This is a genomic window from Nocardioides sp., from assembly GCF_036267815.1.
Taxonomy (GTDB): domain Bacteria; phylum Actinomycetota; class Actinomycetes; order Propionibacteriales; family Nocardioidaceae; genus Nocardioides.
In genome coordinates this window covers 26,080-47,520 of record NZ_DATAVI010000063.1, presented here as the reverse complement: position 1 = coordinate 47,520, position 21,441 = coordinate 26,080, and the positions used below count along the sequence as shown (strand labels likewise).

At 71.9% G+C, this 21,441-nt stretch carries 21 protein-coding genes; 10 read left to right on the top strand and 11 right to left on the bottom strand.

Translation table 11 applies throughout. The features are described 5' to 3' along the window. Window positions 1-26 precede the first annotated feature (26 nt). The gene (locus tag VHW64_RS13590; RefSeq protein WP_329651102.1) at window positions 27-629 is read left to right on the top strand and encodes a hypothetical protein; all 603 of its coding nucleotides are present in this window, start codon (window positions 27-29) and stop codon (window positions 627-629) included. A gap of 300 nt (window positions 630-929) precedes the next feature. Here the strand turns inward: VHW64_RS13590 and nucS are convergent, their stop codons facing one another. Continuing rightward, complete coding sequence (gene nucS / locus VHW64_RS13585) at window positions 930-1,628, bottom strand: endonuclease NucS (RefSeq protein WP_329651101.1); 699 nt, start codon at window positions 1,626-1,628, stop codon at window positions 930-932. A 37-nt stretch (window positions 1,629-1,665) separates the two neighbouring features. On the opposite strand from nucS, the gene VHW64_RS13580 reads away from it, so the two are divergent. From VHW64_RS13580 to VHW64_RS13570, 3 genes are all read left to right on the top strand, one after another. After that, entirely contained in the window at window positions 1,666-2,586 is a 921-nt protein-coding gene (locus VHW64_RS13580; protein ID WP_329651100.1) for an FAD-dependent oxidoreductase, read from the top strand. Between the two features lie 255 nt (window positions 2,587-2,841). Continuing rightward, window positions 2,842-4,398: a hypothetical protein gene (locus VHW64_RS13575; protein WP_329651099.1), complete on the top strand. Its 1,557-nt coding sequence runs from the start codon at window positions 2,842-2,844 to the stop codon at window positions 4,396-4,398. Further along, the gene (locus VHW64_RS13570) at window positions 4,398-5,984 is read left to right on the top strand and encodes a hypothetical protein (protein ID WP_329651098.1); all 1,587 of its coding nucleotides are present in this window, start codon (window positions 4,398-4,400) and stop codon (window positions 5,982-5,984) included. Before VHW64_RS13575 ends, VHW64_RS13570 begins: the two co-directional genes overlap by 1 nt. 21 nt (window positions 5,985-6,005) lie before the next feature. Here the strand turns inward: VHW64_RS13570 and VHW64_RS13565 are convergent, their stop codons facing one another. Next, a complete protein-coding gene (locus VHW64_RS13565) occupies window positions 6,006-7,670 on the bottom strand; it encodes an ABC transporter substrate-binding protein (protein WP_329651097.1) in 1,665 nt (554 codons plus the stop codon). Between the two features lie 292 nt (window positions 7,671-7,962). On the opposite strand from VHW64_RS13565, the gene VHW64_RS13560 reads away from it, so the two are divergent. Next, window positions 7,963-9,792: a 3-hydroxybutyryl-CoA dehydrogenase gene (locus tag VHW64_RS13560; RefSeq protein WP_329651096.1), complete on the top strand. Its 1,830-nt coding sequence runs from the start codon at window positions 7,963-7,965 to the stop codon at window positions 9,790-9,792. A 2-nt stretch (window positions 9,793-9,794) separates the two neighbouring features. Beyond that, the gene (locus VHW64_RS13555; protein WP_329651095.1) at window positions 9,795-10,397 is read left to right on the top strand and encodes a TMEM175 family protein; all 603 of its coding nucleotides are present in this window, start codon (window positions 9,795-9,797) and stop codon (window positions 10,395-10,397) included. 15 nt (window positions 10,398-10,412) lie between these two features. On the opposite strand, the gene VHW64_RS13550 is transcribed toward VHW64_RS13555, so the two are convergent. Genes VHW64_RS13550 through VHW64_RS13540 form a run of 3 tightly spaced genes read right to left on the bottom strand, consistent with a single transcriptional unit; the run spans window position 10,413 to window position 11,988 of the window. Next, window positions 10,413-10,874 carry a VOC family protein gene (locus tag VHW64_RS13550; protein ID WP_329651094.1) on the bottom strand — a complete coding sequence of 154 codons (462 nt, stop codon included), beginning with the start codon at window positions 10,872-10,874 and terminating at the stop codon, window positions 10,413-10,415. Continuing rightward, the gene (locus tag VHW64_RS13545) at window positions 10,871-11,392 is read right to left on the bottom strand and encodes a DinB family protein (RefSeq protein ID WP_329651093.1); all 522 of its coding nucleotides are present in this window, start codon (window positions 11,390-11,392) and stop codon (window positions 10,871-10,873) included. The genes VHW64_RS13550 and VHW64_RS13545 overlap by 4 nt, the downstream gene beginning before the upstream one ends. After that, window positions 11,389-11,988 carry a DinB family protein gene (locus VHW64_RS13540; RefSeq protein WP_329651092.1) on the bottom strand — a complete coding sequence of 200 codons (600 nt, stop codon included), beginning with the start codon at window positions 11,986-11,988 and terminating at the stop codon, window positions 11,389-11,391. The genes VHW64_RS13545 and VHW64_RS13540 overlap by 4 nt, the downstream gene beginning before the upstream one ends. A 90-nt stretch (window positions 11,989-12,078) precedes the next feature. Between VHW64_RS13540 and VHW64_RS13535 the strand changes: the two genes are divergently transcribed. The 3 genes from VHW64_RS13535 (at window position 12,079) to VHW64_RS13525 (ending at window position 14,785) form a co-directional block, all read left to right on the top strand. Continuing rightward, window positions 12,079-13,032 carry a YafY family protein gene (locus VHW64_RS13535; RefSeq protein ID WP_329651091.1) on the top strand — a complete coding sequence of 318 codons (954 nt, stop codon included), beginning with the start codon at window positions 12,079-12,081 and terminating at the stop codon, window positions 13,030-13,032. A 98-nt stretch (window positions 13,033-13,130) separates the two neighbouring features. Next, the gene (locus tag VHW64_RS13530; RefSeq protein WP_329651090.1) at window positions 13,131-14,015 is read left to right on the top strand and encodes an endo alpha-1,4 polygalactosaminidase; all 885 of its coding nucleotides are present in this window, start codon (window positions 13,131-13,133) and stop codon (window positions 14,013-14,015) included. Beyond that, the gene (locus tag VHW64_RS13525; protein WP_329651089.1) at window positions 14,006-14,785 is read left to right on the top strand and encodes an alpha/beta fold hydrolase; all 780 of its coding nucleotides are present in this window, start codon (window positions 14,006-14,008) and stop codon (window positions 14,783-14,785) included. Before VHW64_RS13530 ends, VHW64_RS13525 begins: the two co-directional genes overlap by 10 nt. A gap of 10 nt (window positions 14,786-14,795) precedes the next feature. On the opposite strand, the gene VHW64_RS13520 is transcribed toward VHW64_RS13525, so the two are convergent. From VHW64_RS13520 to VHW64_RS13510, 3 genes are read right to left on the bottom strand one after another with little or no spacing between them, the layout of a single operon-like run. After that, window positions 14,796-15,368, bottom strand: a complete 573-nt coding sequence (locus tag VHW64_RS13520; protein WP_329651088.1) for a GNAT family N-acetyltransferase — start codon at window positions 15,366-15,368, stop codon at window positions 14,796-14,798. Window positions 15,369-15,371: 3 nt separating this feature from the next. Next, window positions 15,372-15,731, bottom strand: a complete 360-nt coding sequence (locus tag VHW64_RS13515; RefSeq protein ID WP_329651087.1) for a VOC family protein — start codon at window positions 15,729-15,731, stop codon at window positions 15,372-15,374. Window positions 15,732-15,776: 45 nt separating this feature from the next. Beyond that, a complete protein-coding gene (locus VHW64_RS13510; RefSeq protein WP_329651086.1) occupies window positions 15,777-16,307 on the bottom strand; it encodes a CGNR zinc finger domain-containing protein in 531 nt (176 codons plus the stop codon). Between the two features lie 39 nt (window positions 16,308-16,346). Here VHW64_RS13510 and VHW64_RS13505 point away from each other — a divergent pair, with 39 nt between their 5' ends. After that, window positions 16,347-17,294, top strand: coding sequence for a DMT family transporter (locus VHW64_RS13505; protein WP_329651085.1), 948 nt, complete (start codon window positions 16,347-16,349; stop codon window positions 17,292-17,294). A gap of 97 nt (window positions 17,295-17,391) precedes the next feature. On the opposite strand, the gene VHW64_RS13500 is transcribed toward VHW64_RS13505, so the two are convergent. The 3 genes from VHW64_RS13500 to VHW64_RS13490 are packed head-to-tail and all read right to left on the bottom strand — an operon-like array spanning window position 17,392 to window position 21,424. After that, complete coding sequence (locus VHW64_RS13500; protein WP_329651084.1) at window positions 17,392-18,177, bottom strand: enoyl-CoA hydratase-related protein; 786 nt, start codon at window positions 18,175-18,177, stop codon at window positions 17,392-17,394. Next, complete coding sequence (locus tag VHW64_RS13495; protein WP_329651083.1) at window positions 18,174-20,255, bottom strand: acetate--CoA ligase family protein; 2,082 nt, start codon at window positions 20,253-20,255, stop codon at window positions 18,174-18,176. The genes VHW64_RS13500 and VHW64_RS13495 overlap by 4 nt, the downstream gene beginning before the upstream one ends. A gap of 8 nt (window positions 20,256-20,263) precedes the next feature. Then, on the bottom strand, window positions 20,264-21,424 hold the full coding sequence (locus VHW64_RS13490; RefSeq protein WP_329651082.1) for an acyl-CoA dehydrogenase family protein: 1,161 nt from the start codon (window positions 21,422-21,424) through the stop codon (window positions 20,264-20,266). Window positions 21,425-21,441: the final 17 nt, after the last annotated feature.

Genomic DNA, 21,441 nt, shown 5'->3' with positions numbered 1-21,441 from the left:
ACGGCGGCGTCTGGTTGGCTCGAACCATGGACGACGCCACCTACTTCGTGACCGACATCGAGTGCTCCGGCTTTCGGCCCGGCGTCCACTCGATGCTCGCCTTCGCCACGGTCGCCGTCGCTGCGAGCGGTGAGGAGCGCGGTCGGTTCGAGGCGGTGCTGGCCGAGCTGCCCGGCGCGACGTGGGACCCGCAGGTGCGGGCGTGGTTCGAGAACGACGAGCCGGAGGCGCTGGCCGCCGCCACCCACGACCCTCGGGAGCCGGCAGCCGTGATGGCCGACTTCCTCGCGTTCGTCCGGGCGATCCCGGGGCGACGCGTCTTCGCCGCGCACCCGGTCGCCTTCGACGGCGCCTGGATCGACCACTACCTCCAAGAGCTCACCGCCGGGCAGCTGCTGGCCGGGCTCTACGCGCCGGAGGCCGAGCAGGTCTTCCACGACACTCTGTGTCTGCGGTCCTACGCGGCTGCGGTGCTCGGCCGGGCGGTGCGAGAGATGAGCGCGTCGACCTTGCCCCCGGCATGGCTCGGAGACGTGCCGCACACCCACCGCGCCATCGACGACGCCCTCGGCTACGCGCACCTGCTCGCCGAGCTGTTCCGGCGATCGGGGGCCACGGCACCGGCGTGACCGAGTCGCCGAGGTCAGGAAGCCTCGGGGAGTCGGCGCAGGACCTCGACCAAGGTCGTCTCGACCCCGTCGAACCGGGCGTCGATGAGGTCGAGGCTGGCGTCGAGTCGGTCGAACCGCTGGGAGTGGTCCCGCAGGGTTGCCTGGGTGTCGCCGAGGATCTCCTAGACCGACTGGGTCACGCTCTCCAGACGGGTCACCCCGCGCGGGAGGTCGGTATCGGTGGCCATGCCGAGGACCCTGGATAGCTGATTCCAAGGGGTACGGCGATGTCCGCGGGCCGTGGAGAAGCCGGAGAAGTCAGAAGAGCCTGGACGACGGGTCGTCGAGGCCGCGCAGGGCGTCGTAGTCGACGACCGCGCAGGCGATGCCACGGTCGGTGGCCAGGACCCGGGCCTGCGGCTTGATCTCCTGGGCCGCGAAGATCCCTCGCACCGGCCCCTTGACCGTCAAGAGCGGGTCTCGGTTCAGTAGCTCGAGGTAGCGCGTCAGCTGCTCGACCCCGTCGATCTCGCCGCGCCGCTTGATCTCCACCGCCACCGAGGCGCCCGCGGCGTCGCGGCACATCAGGTCGACCGGGCCGATCGCCGTGGGGTACTCCCGGCGTACCAGGGTGAGGCCCTCGTCGAGGTGGGCCGGGTGGTCGGCCAGGAGCTCTTGGAGGTGCTTCTCGACGCCGTCCTTGCGCAGGCCCGGGTCGAGGCCGAGGTCGTGCGAGGTGTCGCTGAGGATCTCCTCGACCCGGATCCGCAGGGTGTCCTCGGGACCTTTGGCGCTCGCCCGGCTGGTGACCGTCCACAGGGTCGTGCCGTCGTCGTCGACCCCCTCGCGCAGTGAGCAGGGCGGCGACATCCAGTTCAGGGGCTTGAAGGAGCCGCCGTCGGAGTGGATGAGCACCGAGCCGTCGGCCTTGATCATCAGGACCCGAGTGGCCACCGGCAGGTGGGCGGTGAGGCGCCCGGCGTAGTCGACCTGGCAGCGTGCGACGACCAACCTCACGGGCGAGGACCCTACCCCGTGCGGCAGACTCAGCCGCATGGCACAGCGACCGGGCCGGATCGTGGTGGTCGGGGCTGGGGTGATCGGGCTGAGCTGTGCGCTGCGCCTGCTCCAGGCGGGCCATCGCGTCGACGTGGTCGCTCGTGACCTGCCGCTGGAGACCACCTCCAGCGTCGCGGCCGCCATCTGGTATCCCTACCTCGCGTCTCCCCAGGACAAGGTCACCGCCTGGGGCAGGACGACGTACGACGAGTTCGCCAGGCTCGCCGAGCGCGGGGCCGACGGGGTGCTGATGCGGTGGGGCACCGAGCTGCTGTCCAGGCCGATGCCCGATCCCTGGTGGATCGACGCCGTGCCGTCGCTCGAGCGGGTCGAGCCGCGTGCGCCGTACGCCGACGCGTGGTCGTTCCGCACCCCGATCGTGGACATGTCGCGCTACCTGTCGTGGTTGACCCAGCAGGTGCTCGACGCCGGGGGCACGCTGACGCGGTTGGCGCTGGCCGGGCTGCCCGAGGCGCCCTTGGTCGTCAACTGCTCGGGGCTCGGGTCCCGCCGGCTCGCCACGGACCTGACGAGCATGCCGGTGCGCGGACAGGTCGTCGTGGTCGAGCAGGTCGGGCTGGAGGAGTGGTGGCTGGCCGAGGGAGAGGCCGGCGGCGTGCCGACCTACGTCATCCCGCGCGTCACCGACATCGTCCTCGGAGGCACCGACGACGAGGGGGAGTGGAGCCGGACCCCGTCGCCCGAGGTCGCCGACGCCATCCTCAGCCGGGCCACCGAGCTGGTGCCGCGGCTCGCCGGTGCGAAGGTCCTGCGCCACAAGGTCGGTCTGCGGCCGGCCCGGCCCGAGGTACGGCTGGAGCGGGTCGGCGACGTCGTCCACTGCTACGGGCACGGCGGCGCGGGAGTCACGCTGTCGTGGGGGTGTGCCGACGACGTCGTGCGGCTCGCGGCCTAGCGAAGTGCTGACCAATGGCGCCGTCGCGAGCGTCGCGAGGCGTGCGCGTATCGCGGCGCGCAGCAGGCGGGATTGACCAGTGCTTCCCTAGTGCCCCGCACCCAAACGTTCGACCGCACGATTCCGCGCCCCGAGCACGCACCCGGAGCACGGGCCCATGCAGCGCTCTTCCGGCGCGGCACACCAGGCACAATTCCCCAAAGTAGGCGATAGCGCTTCCGCCATCGAGGACCCTCGGTCGCCTACGCTCCGAGGATGGCTCACTCGACAGCCCGCAGGCTCGTCGCGCTGGCCGGCGGCGGGGCCATGGCCCTGATGCTCCAGGTCCCGGCGCACGGCGCGAACCCCGACTTCACCAAGATCACCTCGCCGACGAACGGCGCGACGTTCCTCGACCGGGGCGGTTCCCCGACGTTCCAGCTGGCGGGGCGCACGTCCGTGGGCGTCTCGTTCGTCGACCTCTACTGCTTCAGCGGCCCCCAGGGCAACGTCACCGCAACCCCCGTCGCGACGAACGTCACCGTCACGAACAAGGCCTTCTCCACCACGGTCCCGGTGCCCGACGCCGGCGGCGCGAGCCCCGTCTGCCGCCTGCGAGCCATCCCGTTCCACGACCCGGTGGAGGGCGACGTGTCGATGTTCTCGGGCCCGGTGCTCCACCTGGACCGGGTCGAGCGGCTCACCCAGGGATCCTCGACCTTCGACTTCGACCTCGCCGGAGGCAGCGGCACCGGCTCCTTCGAGGTGCACAGCGCCGCCAGCTGCGGCGACGCGGCGATGGGCACGGTCGCGGACAACCTCGCCGTCCGCTCCGAGCTCGGTGGATGTGTCGCCAACCTCGGCGCTTCCGACGTGGCCGGCAGCCCGCTGCGGGTCGACGGCCACACCGCGCTGTTGCCGTACGCGACCCTGAGCCTGGCCTCGAGCACCTCGCTGCGCCTGCACATCCACGCCGCCAGGAGCGGCCGGGTCACCTGGACCGAGTCCGCGCCCCTCGTCCGGTGCTCGGGCAGCGACGCCTTCCCACCACCCTCCGCGGGGCAGTGCGGCTCGGTGGTCGCGACGGGCGTCACGTTCACCCGGTCCGGCACCTTCACCGCCAACGGCCAGCAGGTCCGCCTCCAGGACTCCTTCGCCTCGACCGACGGCCGCCAGCACCGGGTTCGCACGACGTACTCCATGGGCTTCGTCGCGCCGCCCACCGGTGGCCTCGGCTTCGCCTTCCCGGGCCGCGGCGCCGGGTTCCACGGCTCCACCAAGGGGCAGCCGGTCACCGGGTTGCCGAAGCGCGCCGGGACCGTGCTGGTGCGCTCCGACCGCTTCGCGGTCGAGGGTGACCCCCAGGCGAGCACCCGGGCGGTGACCTGGTCGAGGCCGCCGACGCACGTGGCCTTCTCCACGACCGACGCCTCGCTGTTCGGCGCGAGCTACTCCCTCAAGGTGCACAAGCACGGCTCGGCCACACTCGGATTCACCGACAGTCTCGGCGAGCGCACCTCGACAGCGAAGCGCCTGGGCAGGGCCGCCGTCTCCTCGGTGATGTCCTTCCCCCGGATCACGAGCCCGAAGAAGGGTGCCGTGGTCGACGGCAGGAAGACGGTGGTCAAGGGGATCCTCCGCGCGGGGGTGAACGGTCTCCCGGCGTCGGTGCGGGTCGAGGGGCAGCCGGCGACGATCACGGCGTCGGGCGCCTCCCGGGCGACGTTCAAGGTGGTTCTCCACGAGCCGCCCGGCAAGCACACGCTCACGGCAGTCGCGACGGACGCCGGCGGCAACAAGCGCAGCACCTCGGTGACGGTGAGGAACAAGTGATGCCCACGTCGACGTCCCAGACCCGACGGCTGCTCGCCGGCGCCGCTGCGGGCTGTGTGGCACTCGCCCTGGCCGCGCAGCTCCCGGCGCAGGCCGCGCCCGGCGCCGGGACCCGGACCACGATCACCGCGCCGGTCAACGACAAGGTCGTGCTCAGCCAGGTGGGCGCCGAGGGCCACTGGACCATCAAGGGCACCGCGTCTGGTGACGTCTCCGAGGTCAACGTCTACTGCCTGAGCAGCAGCAACGGCCCCGCCGTCACGTCGATCACCGTCGCCACTGCCGTGAAGGTGTCCTCGGGTGCGTTCCGGTCCACCGTCCCGGTCCCCAGCGGCTCCTCGCACTGCCGTCTTCGTGCCCTGCCGGACGGCGTCAACCCGCTGGACGACTACCTCGCGTCCTATGCCGGACCGGTGGTGAACCTCGACACCTGGGAGCGGACCACGTCGAACTTCGCCATCTCGGCGAGTGCCGGCCACACCGGTGTTTCGGCCAGCGCCGCCGGCAGCTGCGCCATCGTCGCCCTGGCGAGCACGAGCGCCGACGAGACCACGATCGGCGGAACGGGCGGCTGCCTGCTCTCCTTGGCCAACAACGTGCGCAACACGGGCTCCTCGGTCGTGGTGGACGGCCACCAGGCGATTCCGCCGCCGGACGACCAGACCTTCGGCCTCACTCCGATCTCGGCGGTGAGCTCGACGTTCCATGCGACCAAGGCCAACACCGTCCGGTGGACCGACGTGGAGCCCCTGGACCGGTGTGCCACCGGCGCGCAATGGCCGCCGTCGTCGGGAACGTGCGTGCTGACGCCTTCGGGAGTCGAGCTACGGCGGGTGTCGACGGTGCTGAAGGACGGGCAGGTCCGGGTCCGCGACGAGTACCGCTCGACCGACGGTCGTCGGCACGTCCTCAAGCTCGCCTACCTGTGCAACATCGCGGTGAACGCCCAGGGACTGCTGGGAGTCCGCTACCACGGGGAGTCGGCATTCCATGACTCGACGCCGGGCCAGAAGGTGACCCGCCTGGGTCACCAGGGCGCCGGCACGATGCTCGTCACGGCCGACCGGCTGGCGAACCAGGGTGACCCGAGCGTGAGCGTCCAGGCCGTGTCGTGGTCGCGGAGGCCGTCCCGGCTCGTCTGGGCGCCGGTCGCCGAGGGGCTCTTCGAGATGGACTACCGGCTCGTCGTCCCTCGAGGCGGGTCCGCTCGCCTCGGCTTCGCCGACAGCAGCGCTCTGCTCACGACCGGCGCGCAGGCGCTCGGTGCGAAGGCCCAGCGGGACATGATGCCGGCCCCGAAGATCGTCCGTCCGAGCAGTGGCGACGTCATCAAGGGGACCAAGACCACCGTCTCCGGCGTCGTGAGCGCCGGCGCGAACGGCCTGCCGGTCACGGTGCTGGTCAACGGTCACCGGGTCAAGCTCAAGGTCGGCAAGGGCGGCACGGTCGCGAAGTTCAAGGACACGTTCTCCGAGAGCCTCGGGAAGCACCGGATCAAGGTGGTGGCCAAGGACGCCGCGGGCAACAGGCGGTCGACCTCGGTCCGGGTCGTCAACAAGGTCGTCAACAGGGTCGGCACCAAGTAGGTCGAGGTCCGGGTCGGGTCTCTACTGCGTGACCCACAGCCCCGTCCAGGTCGGCATGCCCAGGACGGTGTCGTCGGCCATCCCCTGGATCGCCGACCCGTGGGCCATGGCGACGCCGACGTACCACACCGGCACGATCGGCTGCCAGCGACGCAGCACCGTGTGGTCGAGCCTGTTCCACCACGGGGGTTGCTCGTCGAGAGGCGCGTGCTCGATGCGGTCGACCTGATGACCGACGTAGCTGCTGGTGAAGTGCTCGACGTCGGCGCCGGAGGCGGGCTGGTAGAGCGGCTCCAGCCAGGCGCTGCCGTCGGGCCACGAGCCGCACCAGGTGCGGGTTTGGAGGTCGGCGGCGGCTGCCACGCCCGGCCCGACCGCCTGCGGCGCGAAGCCGCCGCGGCGTAGCGCGGCGAGCAACACGTCCCGCTCGCGGCCGCCGGTCGGCGTGCCCGGACCCCAGGCGAGGGTGAGCGGTGTGCCGAGCGCCCCGGCGTTGGCGAGGATGCGCCGAGACACCAGCGGCTGGGTGGCGAAGCCCCGGTGCCCACGCACGGTGACCGGGACCCTCCCGCCGATCCCTGGTGGCAACAGGTTGGTGGCCGGCACGGCGGTCACGCCGGGCGTGAGCCCTTCGAGCCGGAGCATCGTGCGGTAGGGATAGGCCCAGATCAGGGCTCGACGTACTCGTGGGTCGGTGATGACGCGGTTGTCGGGCGCGAGGTACGTCGTGCACGGCGTCACTCCTTCGACCAGGCGGCGCTGACGCTCCCGAGAGCTCAGCAACCGGTGCGGCGGCACGGAGTCGTAGGTGAGCGTCGTGCGCGCCGAGCCCTGGTCGGCGCGGAGCAGGTGGTCGATCTGGCGGTCGGACAGGCCGGCTCGCACGTCGTACGACGTGGGGTACGCCGTGCGGCCAGGGTCGGTGGCCGGGTCCCACTGGGGGTTGCGGACCAGCACCAGCCGGTGACCCCGGCGGTAGCGGCTGATCCGGTAGGGCCCGGTCGCAAGCGGATGGCGCGCGTACGTCGCGGGGTCGGCCTCGCCGCCGAGCGGCATCGGCCCGAGGGCGGGCAAGGTCGCGAGATAGGGGAAGGTCGGATAGCTCCTGGTGAGGAAGACGTCCACCTCGTGGTGGCCTCGGACCCTCACCTCGCGGATCGGGACGCCGCGACAGGGGCTGGTCGGGAACTCCCGTGTGTCACGGCAACGGCGGATCCCGCGGGCTACGGCCCAGGCGCTGACCCGCGACCCGTCCTCGAACCGAGCTTGAGGGCGGATCGTGTAGTCCCACCTGGTGTAGTCCTCGTTGTGCTGTCCGAGATTCGTCGCGAGGTCCGGCACCAGCACCATCTGCTTGGCGATCGGGTCGTAGCGGTACTGGGTCAGCGAGCGGGTGACCAGGCCGCTGAGGATCGAGACGACATCGGGGGCAGAGGCCGCCGTCGGGTCGAGTGAGCCACCGAGGCCGTGGCTGGTCAGCACGGTGACAGTGCCGCCCTTGACGGCCCCACGGATGGTGATCGGACCGCGGGCCACGGGGTCGAACCCGAGCCTGATGTTGGGAACGCTGGTGATCCTGGTCGACCGCGCCGTCCGGGGGGTGCTGTGGCTGTGCCCACCGCATCCGGAGAGGACCAGCGCGGTGACTCCGAGGAGACTCGTGACGCGGCGCCCGGTGGCGGTCATGACGCGGCCCCGACCCAGGACGAGTCGCGACCCCGCCGTACCACGGCGGCGTCGTCGGCTGCGCCCCACGCGCTGAGGGCAGCCGCGAGGACGACCGCCGGGGCGGTGTCCGCCGGCACCCGACCCATGGCCCACCTCCGTCCCCAGGGGCAGGGCCGACCCTAGGACGCCGCGGCCTCGCTGGGGGCACGTTTCGGTCTCGATCAGGCCACAGCATCGCGCCCCGTGCGAGCGCCGAGTCTGTGAGCCACCTCGCGGTGACGGCGACCGGCTGCATGGAAGGATGCGCCTCATGACGAGCAGCCCCACCGATGCCGCCGCACCCGAGTCCCGCCGTAGGTTCGCCACGATCGGCGTCGTCGGGCTGGGCACCATGGGGGCCGGCATCGCCGAGGTCTTCGCCCGCAACGGCTTCTCGGTCGTCGGGGTCGAGGTCACCGACGATGCCGTCGACCGCGGCCGGCAGCACCTCGAGCACTCGACCCGGCGCGCCGTCGCCCGCGGCAAGCTCAGTGTCGAGGACCAGGCGGAGCTGGTCGGACGCGTGTCGTTCACGACCGACCTGACCGACCTCGCCGATGCCGACTTCGTGGTCGAGGCGGTCGTCGAGTCGATCGAGATCAAGAAGTCGATCTTCCGCGAGCTCGAGGGCATCGTGAAGCCGGATGCCATCTTGGCCACCAACACCTCCAGCCTCAGCGTCACCGAGATCTCCACGGCCAACCTGCACCCGGGCCGGGTGATCGGCGTCCACTTCTTCAACCCCGCGCCTGTGCAGAACCTCGTGGAGATCGTCCGCACCGTGGTCACCGACGAAGAGGTGCTGGAGGACGTCAAGAGCCTGGTCGCCCGCCTCGGCAAGAGCCCGGTCATCTGCGGTGACCGAGCCGGCTTCATCGCGAACACGCTGCTGTTCGGCTACCTCAACCACGCGGCGTCCATGTACGAGCAGCGGTTCGCCTCCCGCGAGGACATCGACGCCGCCATGCGGCTGGGCTGCGGCTACCCGATGGGCCCGCTGGCGCTGCTGGACCTGATCGGCCTGGACACGGCGTACGAGATCCTCGACACGATGTACAAGCAGGGCCGCGACCGGCTGCACGCGCCGACGCCGATCCTCAAGCAGCTGGTCACCGCCGGCTTCCTCGGGCGCAAGACCGGGCGTGGCTTCTACACCTACCAGGAGGCCGACAGCCACGTCGTCGTCGCGGACTCCCAGACCCCCGACTCCGACCGCCGGCCGCAGCTGCGGCGACCGGTCACCAGCGTCGGGGTGGTCGGCACCGGCACGATGGGGACCGGCATCGTGGAGGTCTTCGCCCGAGCCGGGTACGACGTGACGTACGTCGGGCGCTCGGCCGCGAAGGTCGATGCGCTGCGGGCCGGTGTCGAGCGCTCGCTGGACAAGGCCATCCAGCGCGGGAAGCTCGAGGAGACCGCGAAGGCAGTGGCGCTGGCGCATCTGCGCGGCACCACCAGTCTCGACGACGTCGCGACGTGCGACCTCGTCGTCGAGGCGGTCGCGGAGGATCTCGCGGTCAAGACCATGCTCTTCGAGAACCTCGACGAGATCTGCCGGCAGGGCGACGGTGGCGCCGGTGCGATCCTGGCGACCACCACCAGCAGCCTGCCGGTGATCTCCCTGGCCATCTCGACCAAGCGGCCGCAGGACGTGATCGGGCTGCACTTCTTCAACCCCGCGCCGGTGATGCAGCTGGTCGAGGTCGTCTCGACGGTGACCACCGCCGACGACGTGCACGAGACCGCGGTCGCCCTGTGCGAGTCGCTGGGCAAGGTGGCCGTGTCGTGCGGCGACCGGGCCGGGTTCATCGTCAACGCGCTGCTGTTCCCCTACCTCAACGACGCGGTCAAGATGCTCGAGGCCCACTACGCCACGGCCGACGACATCGACACCGCGATGAAGCTGGGATGCGCACTGCCGATGGGACCCTTCGAGCTGCTCGACGTGGTGGGCAACGACGTCTCGCTGGCGATCCAGCGCGAGCTCTACCTGGAGTTCCGCGAGCCGGGCTTCGCGCCGGCCCCGCTGCTGGAGCACCTGGTCACGGCCGGCTACCTCGGGCGCAAGACCAAGCGCGGGTTCCGCGACTACAGCGCCTGACCATGACCACCGGCAGACTGGAGGCCTTCAGCGACGGTGTGCTGGCGATCATCATCACGGTGATGGTGCTGGAGCTGAAGGTGCCGCCCGAGCACCACACGCACCTGCACGACCTGTGGCACTACGCGGGCGTGGGGCTGCTCACCTACGTGCTGAGCTTCGTCTACATCGGGATCTACTGGAACAACCACCACCACATGTTCCAGATCGTCGACTACGTCGACGGCTCGGTGCTCTGGGCCAACCTGCACCTGTTGTTCTGGCTCTCGCTCTACCCGTTCACGACGGCCTGGCTGGACGAGTCGAACGTCGCCCGCACCCCGACCGTCGTCTACGGCGTCAACCTGCTGGGCGCCGCGGTGGCCTACTACGTCCTCCAGCTGCGGATGATGCGCCTGCCCGCCACCGGACCACGGCTCCGCGACGTCGTCGGCACCGACCTCAAGGGCAAGCTCTCGCCGGTGATCTACGTCGCGGGGATCCTGCTGGCGTTCGTCGAGCCGTGGCTCGGCCTGGCGCCGTTCGTCGTCGTCGCCCTGATCTGGCTCGTCCCGGACCGCCGGGTCGAGCGCTACCTCGCCGAGCATCGCGACATCGCCAGCTGACGTGTCGGAACTTGCTCAGTCGAGGCAGAACTCGTTGCCCTCGGGGTCGGCCATCACGATGAACCCCTTGCTCATCGGCGGGTCCGGCTCGGAGCGGCGCAGCCGGGTCGCACCGAGAGCCACGAGGCGCTCGCACTCCGTCTCCAGCGTCGGCATCCGCTGCTCGTCGTCGAGGCCGGGTGCCGCGCGGACGTCGAGATGCAGACGGTTCTTGGCGGTCTTGCGCTCCGGCACCTTCTGGAAGAAGACCCGCGGTCTCAGGCCGTCGGGGTCCTCGATCGCGGCGGCGCGGTCGCGCTGGTCGGCCGGAACGCCGGCCCGCTCCAGGAAGCCCAGCCACGCCTCGATCGGGTCCTGCCCGTCGGCGAGGGTGACCCCCGGCGGCCCGGGCACGGCGTAGCCGAGGGCCGCGGCCCAGAACCTCGCCTGGGCGAGCGGGTCCGCCGCGTCGAAGGTCACCTGGAACTCGGGTCTCATCGGCTCTCCTCGGTGGTTGCGCGGTACAGGTCTCGCACTGCCTCGGCGAAGGGCCCCTCGGCCGGCCCGCACGGCCACAGCAGACCGTCGTAGCCCAGGGACTCGACACCCGCCGACCAGGCGTCGTACGCCGTGTCGAGCTGGGCGAGCCCCTCGTCGGCCCGGTCGGTGTGCTCCCAGGTCTCCCAGTGCACGGCGGGTCCGCCGAGGTGGCTCATGGTGCGCATCGAGAGGCACTCGACGGTCAGGTGGGCGACCCGCCAGGCGATCGTCGTGGCCGGGGCCGGTTCGGGCTCGCCGGCGGCGTCGTCGCGGACGAGGTCGCCGGCGCCGATCGGGGCCGCCGAGGTGCTGGTGCAACGCGGGCGGACGCTCCACGCGCCTGGGACGGGCTCCCAGAGGTACTCCGCGTCGGTGAGCCCGGCCATCCGCGGCCCGAACATCGGCCGGTAGTGGACGTCGACCTGGTCGCGCAGGCGCGCGTTCCAGCCCCTGGTCGCCCGGTCCGGGTCGCTCATGCCGAGACGGTGGCGGCGGGCTTCCAGGCCTTCAGCCAGGGCAGGTCGGGGAGCCCGTCGCGCGCTGCGACCAGTGCGTACATCGTGGCGCCGTCGAGGGTCTCGCGGACGATGTCGCCGTGGCCGGCGTGCCGGGTCAGCTCCTCCATCACGTGCCACCACACCCAGCGGACGGTCCAGGCCTCGACGTCCTGGGGGAACCACGGCGCCTCCGGCACCGGTACCGGGGTGTCGAGGTCGAGGCGGCGTACGGCGTCGAGCAGTGCTGCGGACACCTCGTCGAACTCCGCCAGCAGGGCGTCGATCGAGTCGGTCTCGCGGAAGGTGAAGCCCTCGAGGTAGTCGTCGACGCGGTCGGACCGGTCGGACTCTCCCGGCAGGGAGGGGGCGGCCTCGGCGCTGGCCAGCCAGCCCCGCTGCACGCCGGTCGCGTGCTTGACCAGGCCGCCGACCGAGAGCGACGACGCGCTCGGCGCGAGCGAGGCCTGCTGCGAGCTGAGCCCGTGCAGCAGCACGCGGAAGGCGTCCTGGGCCTGGGCGAGGAAGGTGAGGATCGCGTCGGTCTCGTTCGCGACGGGCGGGACGTGGAGGGCCATGGGTGTCTCCTCGGGTGGTGGGTGGCTTGCGCCAAGTCTCCCGCCAAAACAGGACAGGATCTGTCCGCTACCTCTGGCAGACTCCGTCGCATGGCCGAGACCACCGAACGCGTCCTGCGCCTGCTGGGGCTGCTCCAGCAGCGACCGGTCTGGACCGGCCCCGAGCTCGCCGAGCGCCTCGGCGTCACCACCCGGAGCATCCGGCGCGACGTCGAGCGGCTGCGAGCGCTGGGGTACCCCGTGCAGGCGACCCAGGGGATCGGCGGGGGCTACCAGCTCGGGCGGGGCAAGGCGCTGCCGCCCCTGCTGCTCGACGACGCCGAGGCGGTCGCGGTCGCGGTGTCGCTACGGATGGCCGCCGGCGGCACGGTCTCGGGCGCCAGCGAGGCGGCGCTGCGCACCCTGACCAAGCTCGACCAGGTGATGCCGCCACGTCTGCGCGGCGAGGTCCGGGCGATCCACGACGCGACCCAGACCCTGGACCACGGGCAGGCGACCGTCGACGGCGAGGCCCTGCTCCGCCTGGCCCGGTCGGTGCGCGACGGCGTGCGGGTCCGCTTCCGCTACGAGTCGCGCGACAAGACACCGACCCGGCGCACGGTCGAGCCGGTGGGTCTGGTCGCCACCGGACGCCGGTGGTACCTCATGGCCTACGACGTCGACCGCGACGACTGGCGCACCTTCCGGCTCGACCGGATGACCCGGGTCGAGCCCACGACGTGGCGGTTCCGAACCCGCGAGCACGAGGACCCGGCGGCGTTCGTCCAGCGCGGCGTCGCCAGCGCGGCGTACCGCTTCCAGGCGCGGGTGCTCGTCCACGCGCCGCTGCGTGAGGTCGCCGAGCGCACGAGCGTCCGCTCGGTGATCCTCACCGCGGTCGACGACCGGACCACGCTGCTCGAGGCCGGTGCCGAGTCGCTGTACGCGCTGGCGTTCCACCTCTCCCTGCTGGGCTGGGAGTTCGAGGTCCAGGAGCCCGTCGAGCTGCGCGACTCCCTGGCCGAGCTGGGCGGGCGTGCGCTGCGGGCTGCGGGGGAGTCCTGACGCCGGACTTCACGGGCTTCCCGGTCAGCGGCTCGGCGACCCGGACCGGGGAACCGGCGACGGGATCGGGCACCTCGTCGACGGGTAGGACCTCTGACGTGGGACCCTCGGGCATGCGCACCAGCCTGTCGACGCTCCTGGCCCTGCCCGGCCTGGCACTGGGCCTGGCACTGGGGCTGGGACTGGGGCTGGGACTGGGGCTGGGACTGGGTGCGCCGCCGTCGTCGGCGTCAGTCCCCGCTGCCTCGTCGGGGTCGTCGGGGTCGTCGGGGTCGTCGGCGGCGAGTGCGATCACGCTGCCACCCCTGCGCGCCGACTGGGACTACCAGCTCGGCGGTGCCCGTCCCGTGCCCGCGCACGTCGGCATCGTGGAGCGTGACCGGACGGCGAAGCCGCTGGCCGGTGTCTACAACGTCTGCTACGTCAACGGCTACCAGACCCAGGTCGAGCAGAAGCGGTTCTGGCGCCGTCACCGGAGGCTAGTCCTCAAGGACGCCGGGAAGCCGGTGACGGACTCCGTGTGGGGCGAGTGGCTGCTCGACACCCGCACCGCCGCCAAGCGCCATGCGCTGGCGAAGATCATGGGTCGCTGGACCGCCGGGTGTGCCGCCAGGGGCTTCCAGGCCGTGGAGTACGACAACCTCGACTCGTTCAGCCGGAGCCATCACCTGCTCTCCCGCCGCGACAACAAGGCGTACGCCGCGCTGCTCGTGAAGCGCGCCCATGCCGACGGCCTTGCCGCCGCGCAGAAGAACTGGGCGGAGTGGGACGGCACCAGCGTCGGCTTCGACTTCGCGGTCGCCGAGCAGTGCGGGCAGTACCGCGAGTGCGCGTCGTACGTCCACAGCTATGGCGACCACGTGCTGGCGGTGGAGTACCACAACCGGGCGTTCCGCTGGACGTGCCAGCACTTCGGCGACCAGATCTCGGTCGTCCGCCGCGATGTCGACCTGACCAGGCACGGCGTCCGCCGGTGGTGCTGACGTACACCAGGGCGATCGGCGACGACGGCTCGCTGGTCGTCTTCCTGCACGGGCTCTTCGGGCAGGGGCGGAACTGGACCGAGGTCGGCAAGAGCCTGGCCGACCGACACCGGGTGCTCCTCCTCGACCTGCCCCAGCACGGGCGCTCCGGGTGGGAGGACGCCTTCGACTACCTGCGCGTCGCGGACCAGGTCGCCGAGCTCCTGGACACCACTGACCCCGTCGCACTGGTGGGGCACTCGCTCGGCGGCAAGGTCGCGATGGTCATGGCGCTGCGGCATCCCGAGCTCATCGAGCGGCTCTGCGTCGTCGACGTCTCGCCGGTCGCCTACGACCACCTGTCGCAGTTCGAGGGCTACGTCGCCGCGATGCGGGGGCTCGACCTCGAAGCGCTGACGTCGCGAGCCGACGCGGAGACAGCCATCGCCCCCGCCGTGCCCGACCCGACGGTGCGGGCCTTCCTGCTCCAGAACCTCCGCCGGGACGGCGAGGGCTGGCGCTGGCAGGCCAACCTCGAGGTTCTCGGCCGGGACCTCCCGATCATCGGAGGCTGGCCGGCGGAGCAGCTGGCGGGCACCGCGCCGTACCGCGGTCGGGTGCTCTGGCTGGCCGGAGCCCGGTCGGACTACGTCAAGCCCGAGTACGCCGAGGCGATGGACCGCTGGTTCCCGACCAACCGGCTGGTGAGGGTCAAGGGCGCCGGACACTGGGTGCACTCGGAGCGGCCCGAGGTGTTCACCGAGGTGCTCCGCCGTTGGCTCGGGGGTTGAGGAACGCGTTCTACGCCTGTCTCGGGGCCACGTTCCGGCGCATGACGGTGTTGCGCTGGCCCTTCGCCCGGACGAGGTCGAAGCCGGCCTCCTCGAACATCGCCCGGGTGCCGTTGTAGAGAGTGGCGACCCGCCTGCCCTGCGGATCGTGGGGGTAGCCCTCGACGACACCTCCTCCGGCCTCGGCGATCAGGTCGACCGCTCCGCGGAGCGCAAGCTTGGACACGCCGCGACGGCGGTGACGCTTGTCGGTGAAGATGCAGGTGATCCGGTAGTCGGGGCGGAGCTCGGCCTCCTCGTCGTACTGCTTGCGGTGGTAGATGTTGGGCAGCTCCGCACAGCTGCCGTACTCCGCCCAGCCCACGGCCGTGTCGCCGTCCAAGACGAGCGCGGCGTGGGCCCTTCCCTCGCGGACGAGCCGCTCCTTCAGCTCGCGGTTGCCCTCGTAGGTGCGCGTCTTCTCGTCGTTCATGGTGTGGAACCACGTGCACCAGCAGCCGCCGAAGACGCCGTTGTGACGCTCCACGAGGTCGGCGAAGGCCTCCCACGTCTCGGGAGTGAGGGCACGGACCGTGAGCCCCACGGGTCAGCTCACGCAGGTGCAGAAGGGATGACCGGCCGGGTCGAGGAAGACCCGGAACGTCGTACCCGGCTGGTGGTCGTGCTTGGTCGCCCCCAGCTGCACCACCGCTGCTTCGGCCTCGTCGAGGTCCTCGACCATGACGTCGAGATGCATCTGCTGGGGCAGGTCCTGCCCGGGCCACCGCGGGGCCCGGTAGTCCGCGACCGGCTGGAACGACAGGCACTGCTGTCCGTCCGGTGACTTGACGTCGGCCCACTCGGCGGAGGCCTCGACGTCCCAGCCCAGCAGCGCGCCGTAGAAGTCGGCGACGGGTCTGGGGTCGGCGCAGTCCAGGACGATGCTGGGGAAGCGTGCGATAGCCATGACGTCACGGTAGCCAGCAAAGCGGACGACCCGCGTCCGGAACCCTCAGCGTTGTCGAGCGCGGTAGGCCGCGACGGCGGCGCGGTTGCCGCAGGTGGTGCTACAGAAGCGGCGCGACCGGTTGCGCGAGAGGTCGAGCACCAGCCCGTTGCAGTCGGTGTCGGCACACACGCCGAGCCGCGACATCTCGTCGGCCCGGATCACGTCGATCATCGCCATCGCCGCCTCCACCGCCATCCGGGTGGCCAGCGGCGCATCGGGGGCGACCGCGTGGATGTGCCAGTCGTGATCGCCGTGCCGGACGAGCTGGGGGAGGGCGTGCTCCTCGCCCAGCAGCAGGTTGACGAGTTCCGCAGCGTCGTCGCGGTCGCTGGTGAGCAGGAGGCGAAGGCGGGGTCGCAGGTCGCGGACGCCGGCCAGCTCGGCCTGGTCGCCGATCCTGGCCCCGGTGAACTCGTGGGCGTCGAGGAACGCCGTGAGCTCACCGGTCGTGGTCAGGGTGTCCGGCTCCTCGGCGGAGTTCGCCAAGGCCACCGCAGCCAGGAGGGCCGCCTCGGTGTCATGGGTGAAAAGCACGTTGACAGATTACACCAAGGGCTCCTAGTGTCATGAGCCATGGCGACGATGACGCATGACGTGGCGGCGGTGACCCGGTCGCGTCGAGGTCAGGTGGGGGTGGCCTGGGCCGTCCTCGCGGCGGGGTCGTTCGGGCTCTCCGGGGCCCTCGCGTCGGGGCTGCTCGACGCGGGCTGGTCGCCGGCCGCGCTCGTCCTGTGCCGGATCGGGGTCGGGGCCGTGGCCCTGGCCGGTCCGGCGGCGATGACACTGCGTGGCCGCTGGCACCTGCTGCGCGCCAACGCCGGGTTCCTCGTGGTCTTCGGACTGGTCGCGGTCGCGGGCTGCCAGTACTCCTACTTCAACGCCGTCGAGCGGCTGCCCGTCGCCATCGCGATCCTGGTGGAGTACGTCGCGCCGGTCGCCGTCGTGTGCTGGATGTGGGCCCGCCACCACCAGGCCCCGTCCGGGCTCACCCTGGTCGGAGCCGCTGTCGCCGTAGCCGGGCTACTGCTGGTGCTGGACGTGTTCGCGGCAGGGTCGGTCGACGGAGTCGGGGTCCTGTGGGCGCTCGGAGGCATGGTCGGGTGTGCGTTCTTCTTCGTGGTCTCCTCCGGGGAGGAGAACGGCCTGCCCCCGATCGTGCTCGCCGCCGGCGGGCTGACCGTGGGCTCGGTCCTGCTCGGGCTCGCCGGCCTCGTCGGCCTCGTGGACATGTCGGCGTCGACCTCGCCGGCGTCGTACGACCGGGTCCGCGTCGGGTGGTGGGTCGCGGTCCTCGCGCTCGGCGTGGTCACGGCGGCCGTCTCCTATGTCTCCGGGGTCTTCGCCAGTCGCGCCCTCGGCCCTCGGCTGGCGTCGTTCCTGGGGTTGTTGGAGGTGCTGTTCAGCGTCGTGTTCGCGTGGCTGCTGCTGGGTCAGCTGCCCCACCTGATCCAGCTGCTCGGCGGGGTCCTGCTCCTCGGCGGCGTGATCGTGGTCCGGATGGGCGAGCCCGAGCCGTCCTGAACGCCGAGTCGTCCTATGACGACTCGGCGTGTTTTGGGCGTATCTTTTCGCCGACTCGGTGCGATTTCGGCGTACGTTTGCGCCGACTCGGCGTGGGTTAGCGGCCCTGCCAGTGCGGGGGGCGCTTCTCGGCGAAGGCGCGGGGGCCCTCCTCGGCGTCGGCCGAGGCGAGCATCGCGGAGTACGCCGCGAGCTCGCCCGAGCGCATCCGCGCGAACCCGCTCGCGACGTCGAGCCCCGCGGTCGCGGCGAGCACCTCCTGCACGGCGGCCACGGCCAGCGGCGCCCCGGCGACGATCTCGGCCGCGAGACCGAGGGCGGCATCGAGGAGCTGCGACGCCGGGACCACCCGGTTCGCCAGACCCCAGCGAGCGGCCTCCTCGGCCGCCATCCGGCGCCCGGTCAGCAGCATCTCCCGCGCGACGGCGTCCGGCAGCCGGAGTGGAAGCCGCAGCAGGCCGCCCGAGTCGGCGACGACACCGACCCGCACCTCGGGCAGTGCGATCTCCGCGTGGTCGGCCATCACCAGCAGGTCGGCGGCGAGGGCCAGCTCGAGCCCGCCTCCCAGCGCCAGGCCGTTCACCGCCGCGATGACCGGCTTGGTGCGCCCGAAGAGCTCGGTGAGCCCGGCGAAGCCACCCGGTCCGTGGTCGGCGTCGACCGCCTCGCCGGCCGCCGCGGCTTTGAGGTCCCACCCCGCAGAGAAGAACCTCTCGCCCGCGCCGGTGACGATCCCCGCGCGCAGCTCGGGGTCGCGCTCGAGGCGCGCGAAGGCGTCGTACAGCGCCAGGCTGGTCGCTACGTCGATCGCGTTCGCGCTGGGCCGGTCCAGGGTGACGACGAGGACGCCGTCGACGACGTCGGTGCGGACTGCTTGGCTCACGGTTCCTCCTGGGGCTCCGCCGGAGGCTCAGCCAACCGGATCAGCGCGTCGACCGCCATCGCCCCCCGGGGCAGTACCAGCAGCGGGTTGACCTCGATCTCGACCAGTCGGTCGGCGTGGTCGACGGCGTACGCCGCGACCGCCTCGACGGCCGCGACGACCGCATCCAGGTCGGCCGGGCGCCCGCGGAAGCCCTCGAGCACCGGCCCGATCCGCAGCCCGGTCAGCGCCGCACGGATGTCGGCCGAGGTGGTCGGCAGGAGCAGGGTGGCGGAGTCGTCGACCAGCTCCACCAGCACCCCGCCGGCGGCGAGGGTCAGGCCCAGCCCGAGCCGGGGGTCGCGTTGGACGCCGACGAGCAGCTCGAGAACCGCCCCCGGCACCATCCGCTCCACCAGCAGCCGCTCGGCGACGCCTGACATCCCCAGCGCGGCGCGGCGTACGTCGTCACCGGTGGCGAGACCCACGACGACGCCGCCGACCTCCGACTTGTGCGCGAGTCCCTCGGCGACCGCCTTCAGCACCACGGGGAAGCCGATCCACCCGGCCGCCTCTGCCGCCTCGGCGGGCGATCCCACGAGCTTCGACGCCGGCACCGGCACGCCGTACGCCGCGAGGGCGGCCTTGGCGTCGACCTCGGCCCAGGTGGTCACCGGGCCGACCGCCGGGCCGGGTGCGGCCGGGAGCAGCCGGAGCCCGTCCGCGGATGCCTGGGCGGCCCCGACCCGTGCCGAGGCCGAGATCGCGGCCAGGCAGGAGGCGATGCCCTGCATCGGGGCGATGCCGGCCTCCACGAGCCGCCGGGCGACGTCCTCGGGCATCGACTCCGGCAGCGACGACACCACGCAGGCCCGGGCGCCGGTCTTGCGCTGGGCAGCCTCCCACGCCGCCACCGTCGTCTCGAACTCGCTGACGTCGCACCGGTCTGCGCGCGGGAAGTCGAGCATCAGCAGGTGCTGGTCGAGCCCGGTGTCGAGCAGAGCCGTGAAGCACTCGGTCAGCTGCTCGCCGTCGCCCCAGATGTAGGTGTGGTAGTCGAGCGGGTTGCGGACGGCGACGCGGTCGCCCAGGACATCGTGCAGGCGGCTTCGCACCCCGTCGGGCAGGGCCGGCATCGACAGCCCGATGCGCTCGGCGGCGTCGGCCAGCAGGGCCGCCTCCCCACCGGAGCAGCTCGCCGACGCGATGGCCGTGCCGGGTCGGCAGCCGTGCACGTGCATCAGCTTGAGCGTCTCCAAGAAGGTGTCGACCTCGTGCAGCCGCGCGATCCCGAGCCGTCCGAGCAGCGCGTCGACGAGCACGTCGGAGTCGGCCAGCGAGCTGGTGTGGCTCAGCGTCACCTGGGCGCCCAGGTCGGACGAGCCGGACTTCAGGGCGACCACCGGCACCCGGCGGCGCAGCGCCTCGCCAGCCACGCGGGAGAACGCGGAGACCTCCGGGATCTCCTCCAGGCACAGACCGATCGCGGTGATGCGGGGATCGTCCAGGAACGCCTCCATCAGCTCCACCACGCCGGTGGCCGCGCTGTTGCCGATGGTGACGATCGCGGCGACCGGGAGGCCACGACGCTGCATCGTGAGGTTCTCGGTGATGTTGCCGCTCTGGGCGATGATCGCGACCCCGCGGTCGACGCGTACGCCGCCGTGCTGCTCGGGCCACAGGGCGACGCCGTCGAGATAGTTGACGAAGCCCAGACAGTTGGGGCCGACCAGCGCCATGTCGCCGGCCGCGTCCACGAGCTCGCGCTGGAGCTCCCCGCCGTCCTCGCCGTCCTCGGCGAAGCCCGAGGCGTGGCAGACGACGCCGGCGACGCCGAGCCGGGCCAGCTCGCGCACGAGCTCGACCGACCGCTCTCGGTTGACCGCGACGAACGCCGCGTCGGGGACTCCGGGCAGATCGGAGAGGCCCGGGAAGCACGGCACCCCACCCAGCTGGTCGCGGGTGGGGTTGACCGGCCAGAGCTCGCCGGCGTACCCGATGGCGATGCTGTTCTGCACGGCGACCTCGGCGGGCCGGCCGCCGATCACGGCGATGGCTGCGGGGTCCAGGAGCCGCCGCAGTCGAGTGCGCTCGACCACCTGCGGCCTCAGGAGCCGAGCGGGCGCAGCAGAGACCGGCTGATGATGTGCCGCTGCACCTCGCTGGTGCCGTCCCAGATGCGCTCGACGCGGGCGTCGCGCCACCAGCGCTCGACCGGCAGCTCCGACATGAGTCCCGCCCCGCCGTGGATCTGGAGCGCCCGGTCGGTCATCCGGCCGAGCATCTCCGAGGCGAACACCTTGGCCATCGCGGCGTCCTGGTCGGTCATGCTGCCCTGGTCGAGCCTCCAGGCCGCCCGCAGGGTGAGCAGCTCGGCGGCCTCGAGCTCGGTGACCATGTCGGCGAGCTGGAAGCTCACGCCCTGGAACTTGCCGATCTGCTGGCCGAACTGCTCGCGGGTGGCGGCCCACTGCGTGGCGGTGTCGAACACCCTCCGGGCACGACCGACGCTGCACGCCGCCACGGTCAGCCGGCTGGCCCCGAGCCACTCGCCCATCAGGTCGAAGCCGCGGCCCTCCTCGCCGAGCCGGTTGGCCGCCGGCACCCGGCAGCCCTCGAAGACCAGCTCGCTGTGGTGGTACCCGCGGTGGGAGACGCTGTCCGGACCGGGTACGACGGACAACCCGGCGGCGTCGAGGTCGACGAGGAAGCCGGTGATCAGGTTGACCTTGCGGCCACGCACCTCCTCGGTGCCGGTGCTGGCGAACAGCACCACGAAGTCGGACTTGTCGGCGTGGCTGATGAAGTGCTTGGTGCCGTCGATGACGTAGTCGTCGCCGTCGCGCACCGCCCGGGTGGTCATGGCGCGGACGTCGGAGCCGGCGCCCGGCTCGGTCATCGCCAGGCAGTCGTAGCGCTCGCCCCGAACGGCGGGGAGCAGGTACTGCTCGCGCTGGTCGCCCTCGCAGGCCTGGAGGATGTTGCCCGGGCGGGCGACGAGCCACTGGAGGGCGTAGCTCGCCTTGCCCAGCTCGCGCTCGGCCAGGGTCATGCTGACGGCGTCCAGCCCGCCGCCGCCGATGTCCTCCGGCATGTTCGCGGCGTGCAGACCGGCGTCGATCGCCCGCTTGCGGATGTGGGTGACCAGCTCGGCCGGGACGTCGCCGAGGCGGTCGACCTCGTCCTCGTGGGGGTACAGCTCTCGTTGGACGAAGGTCCGCACTGTGTCGACGATGGCGCGCTGCTCGTCGTCCAGCCCGAATTCCATGACTGCTCCTCGTGGTG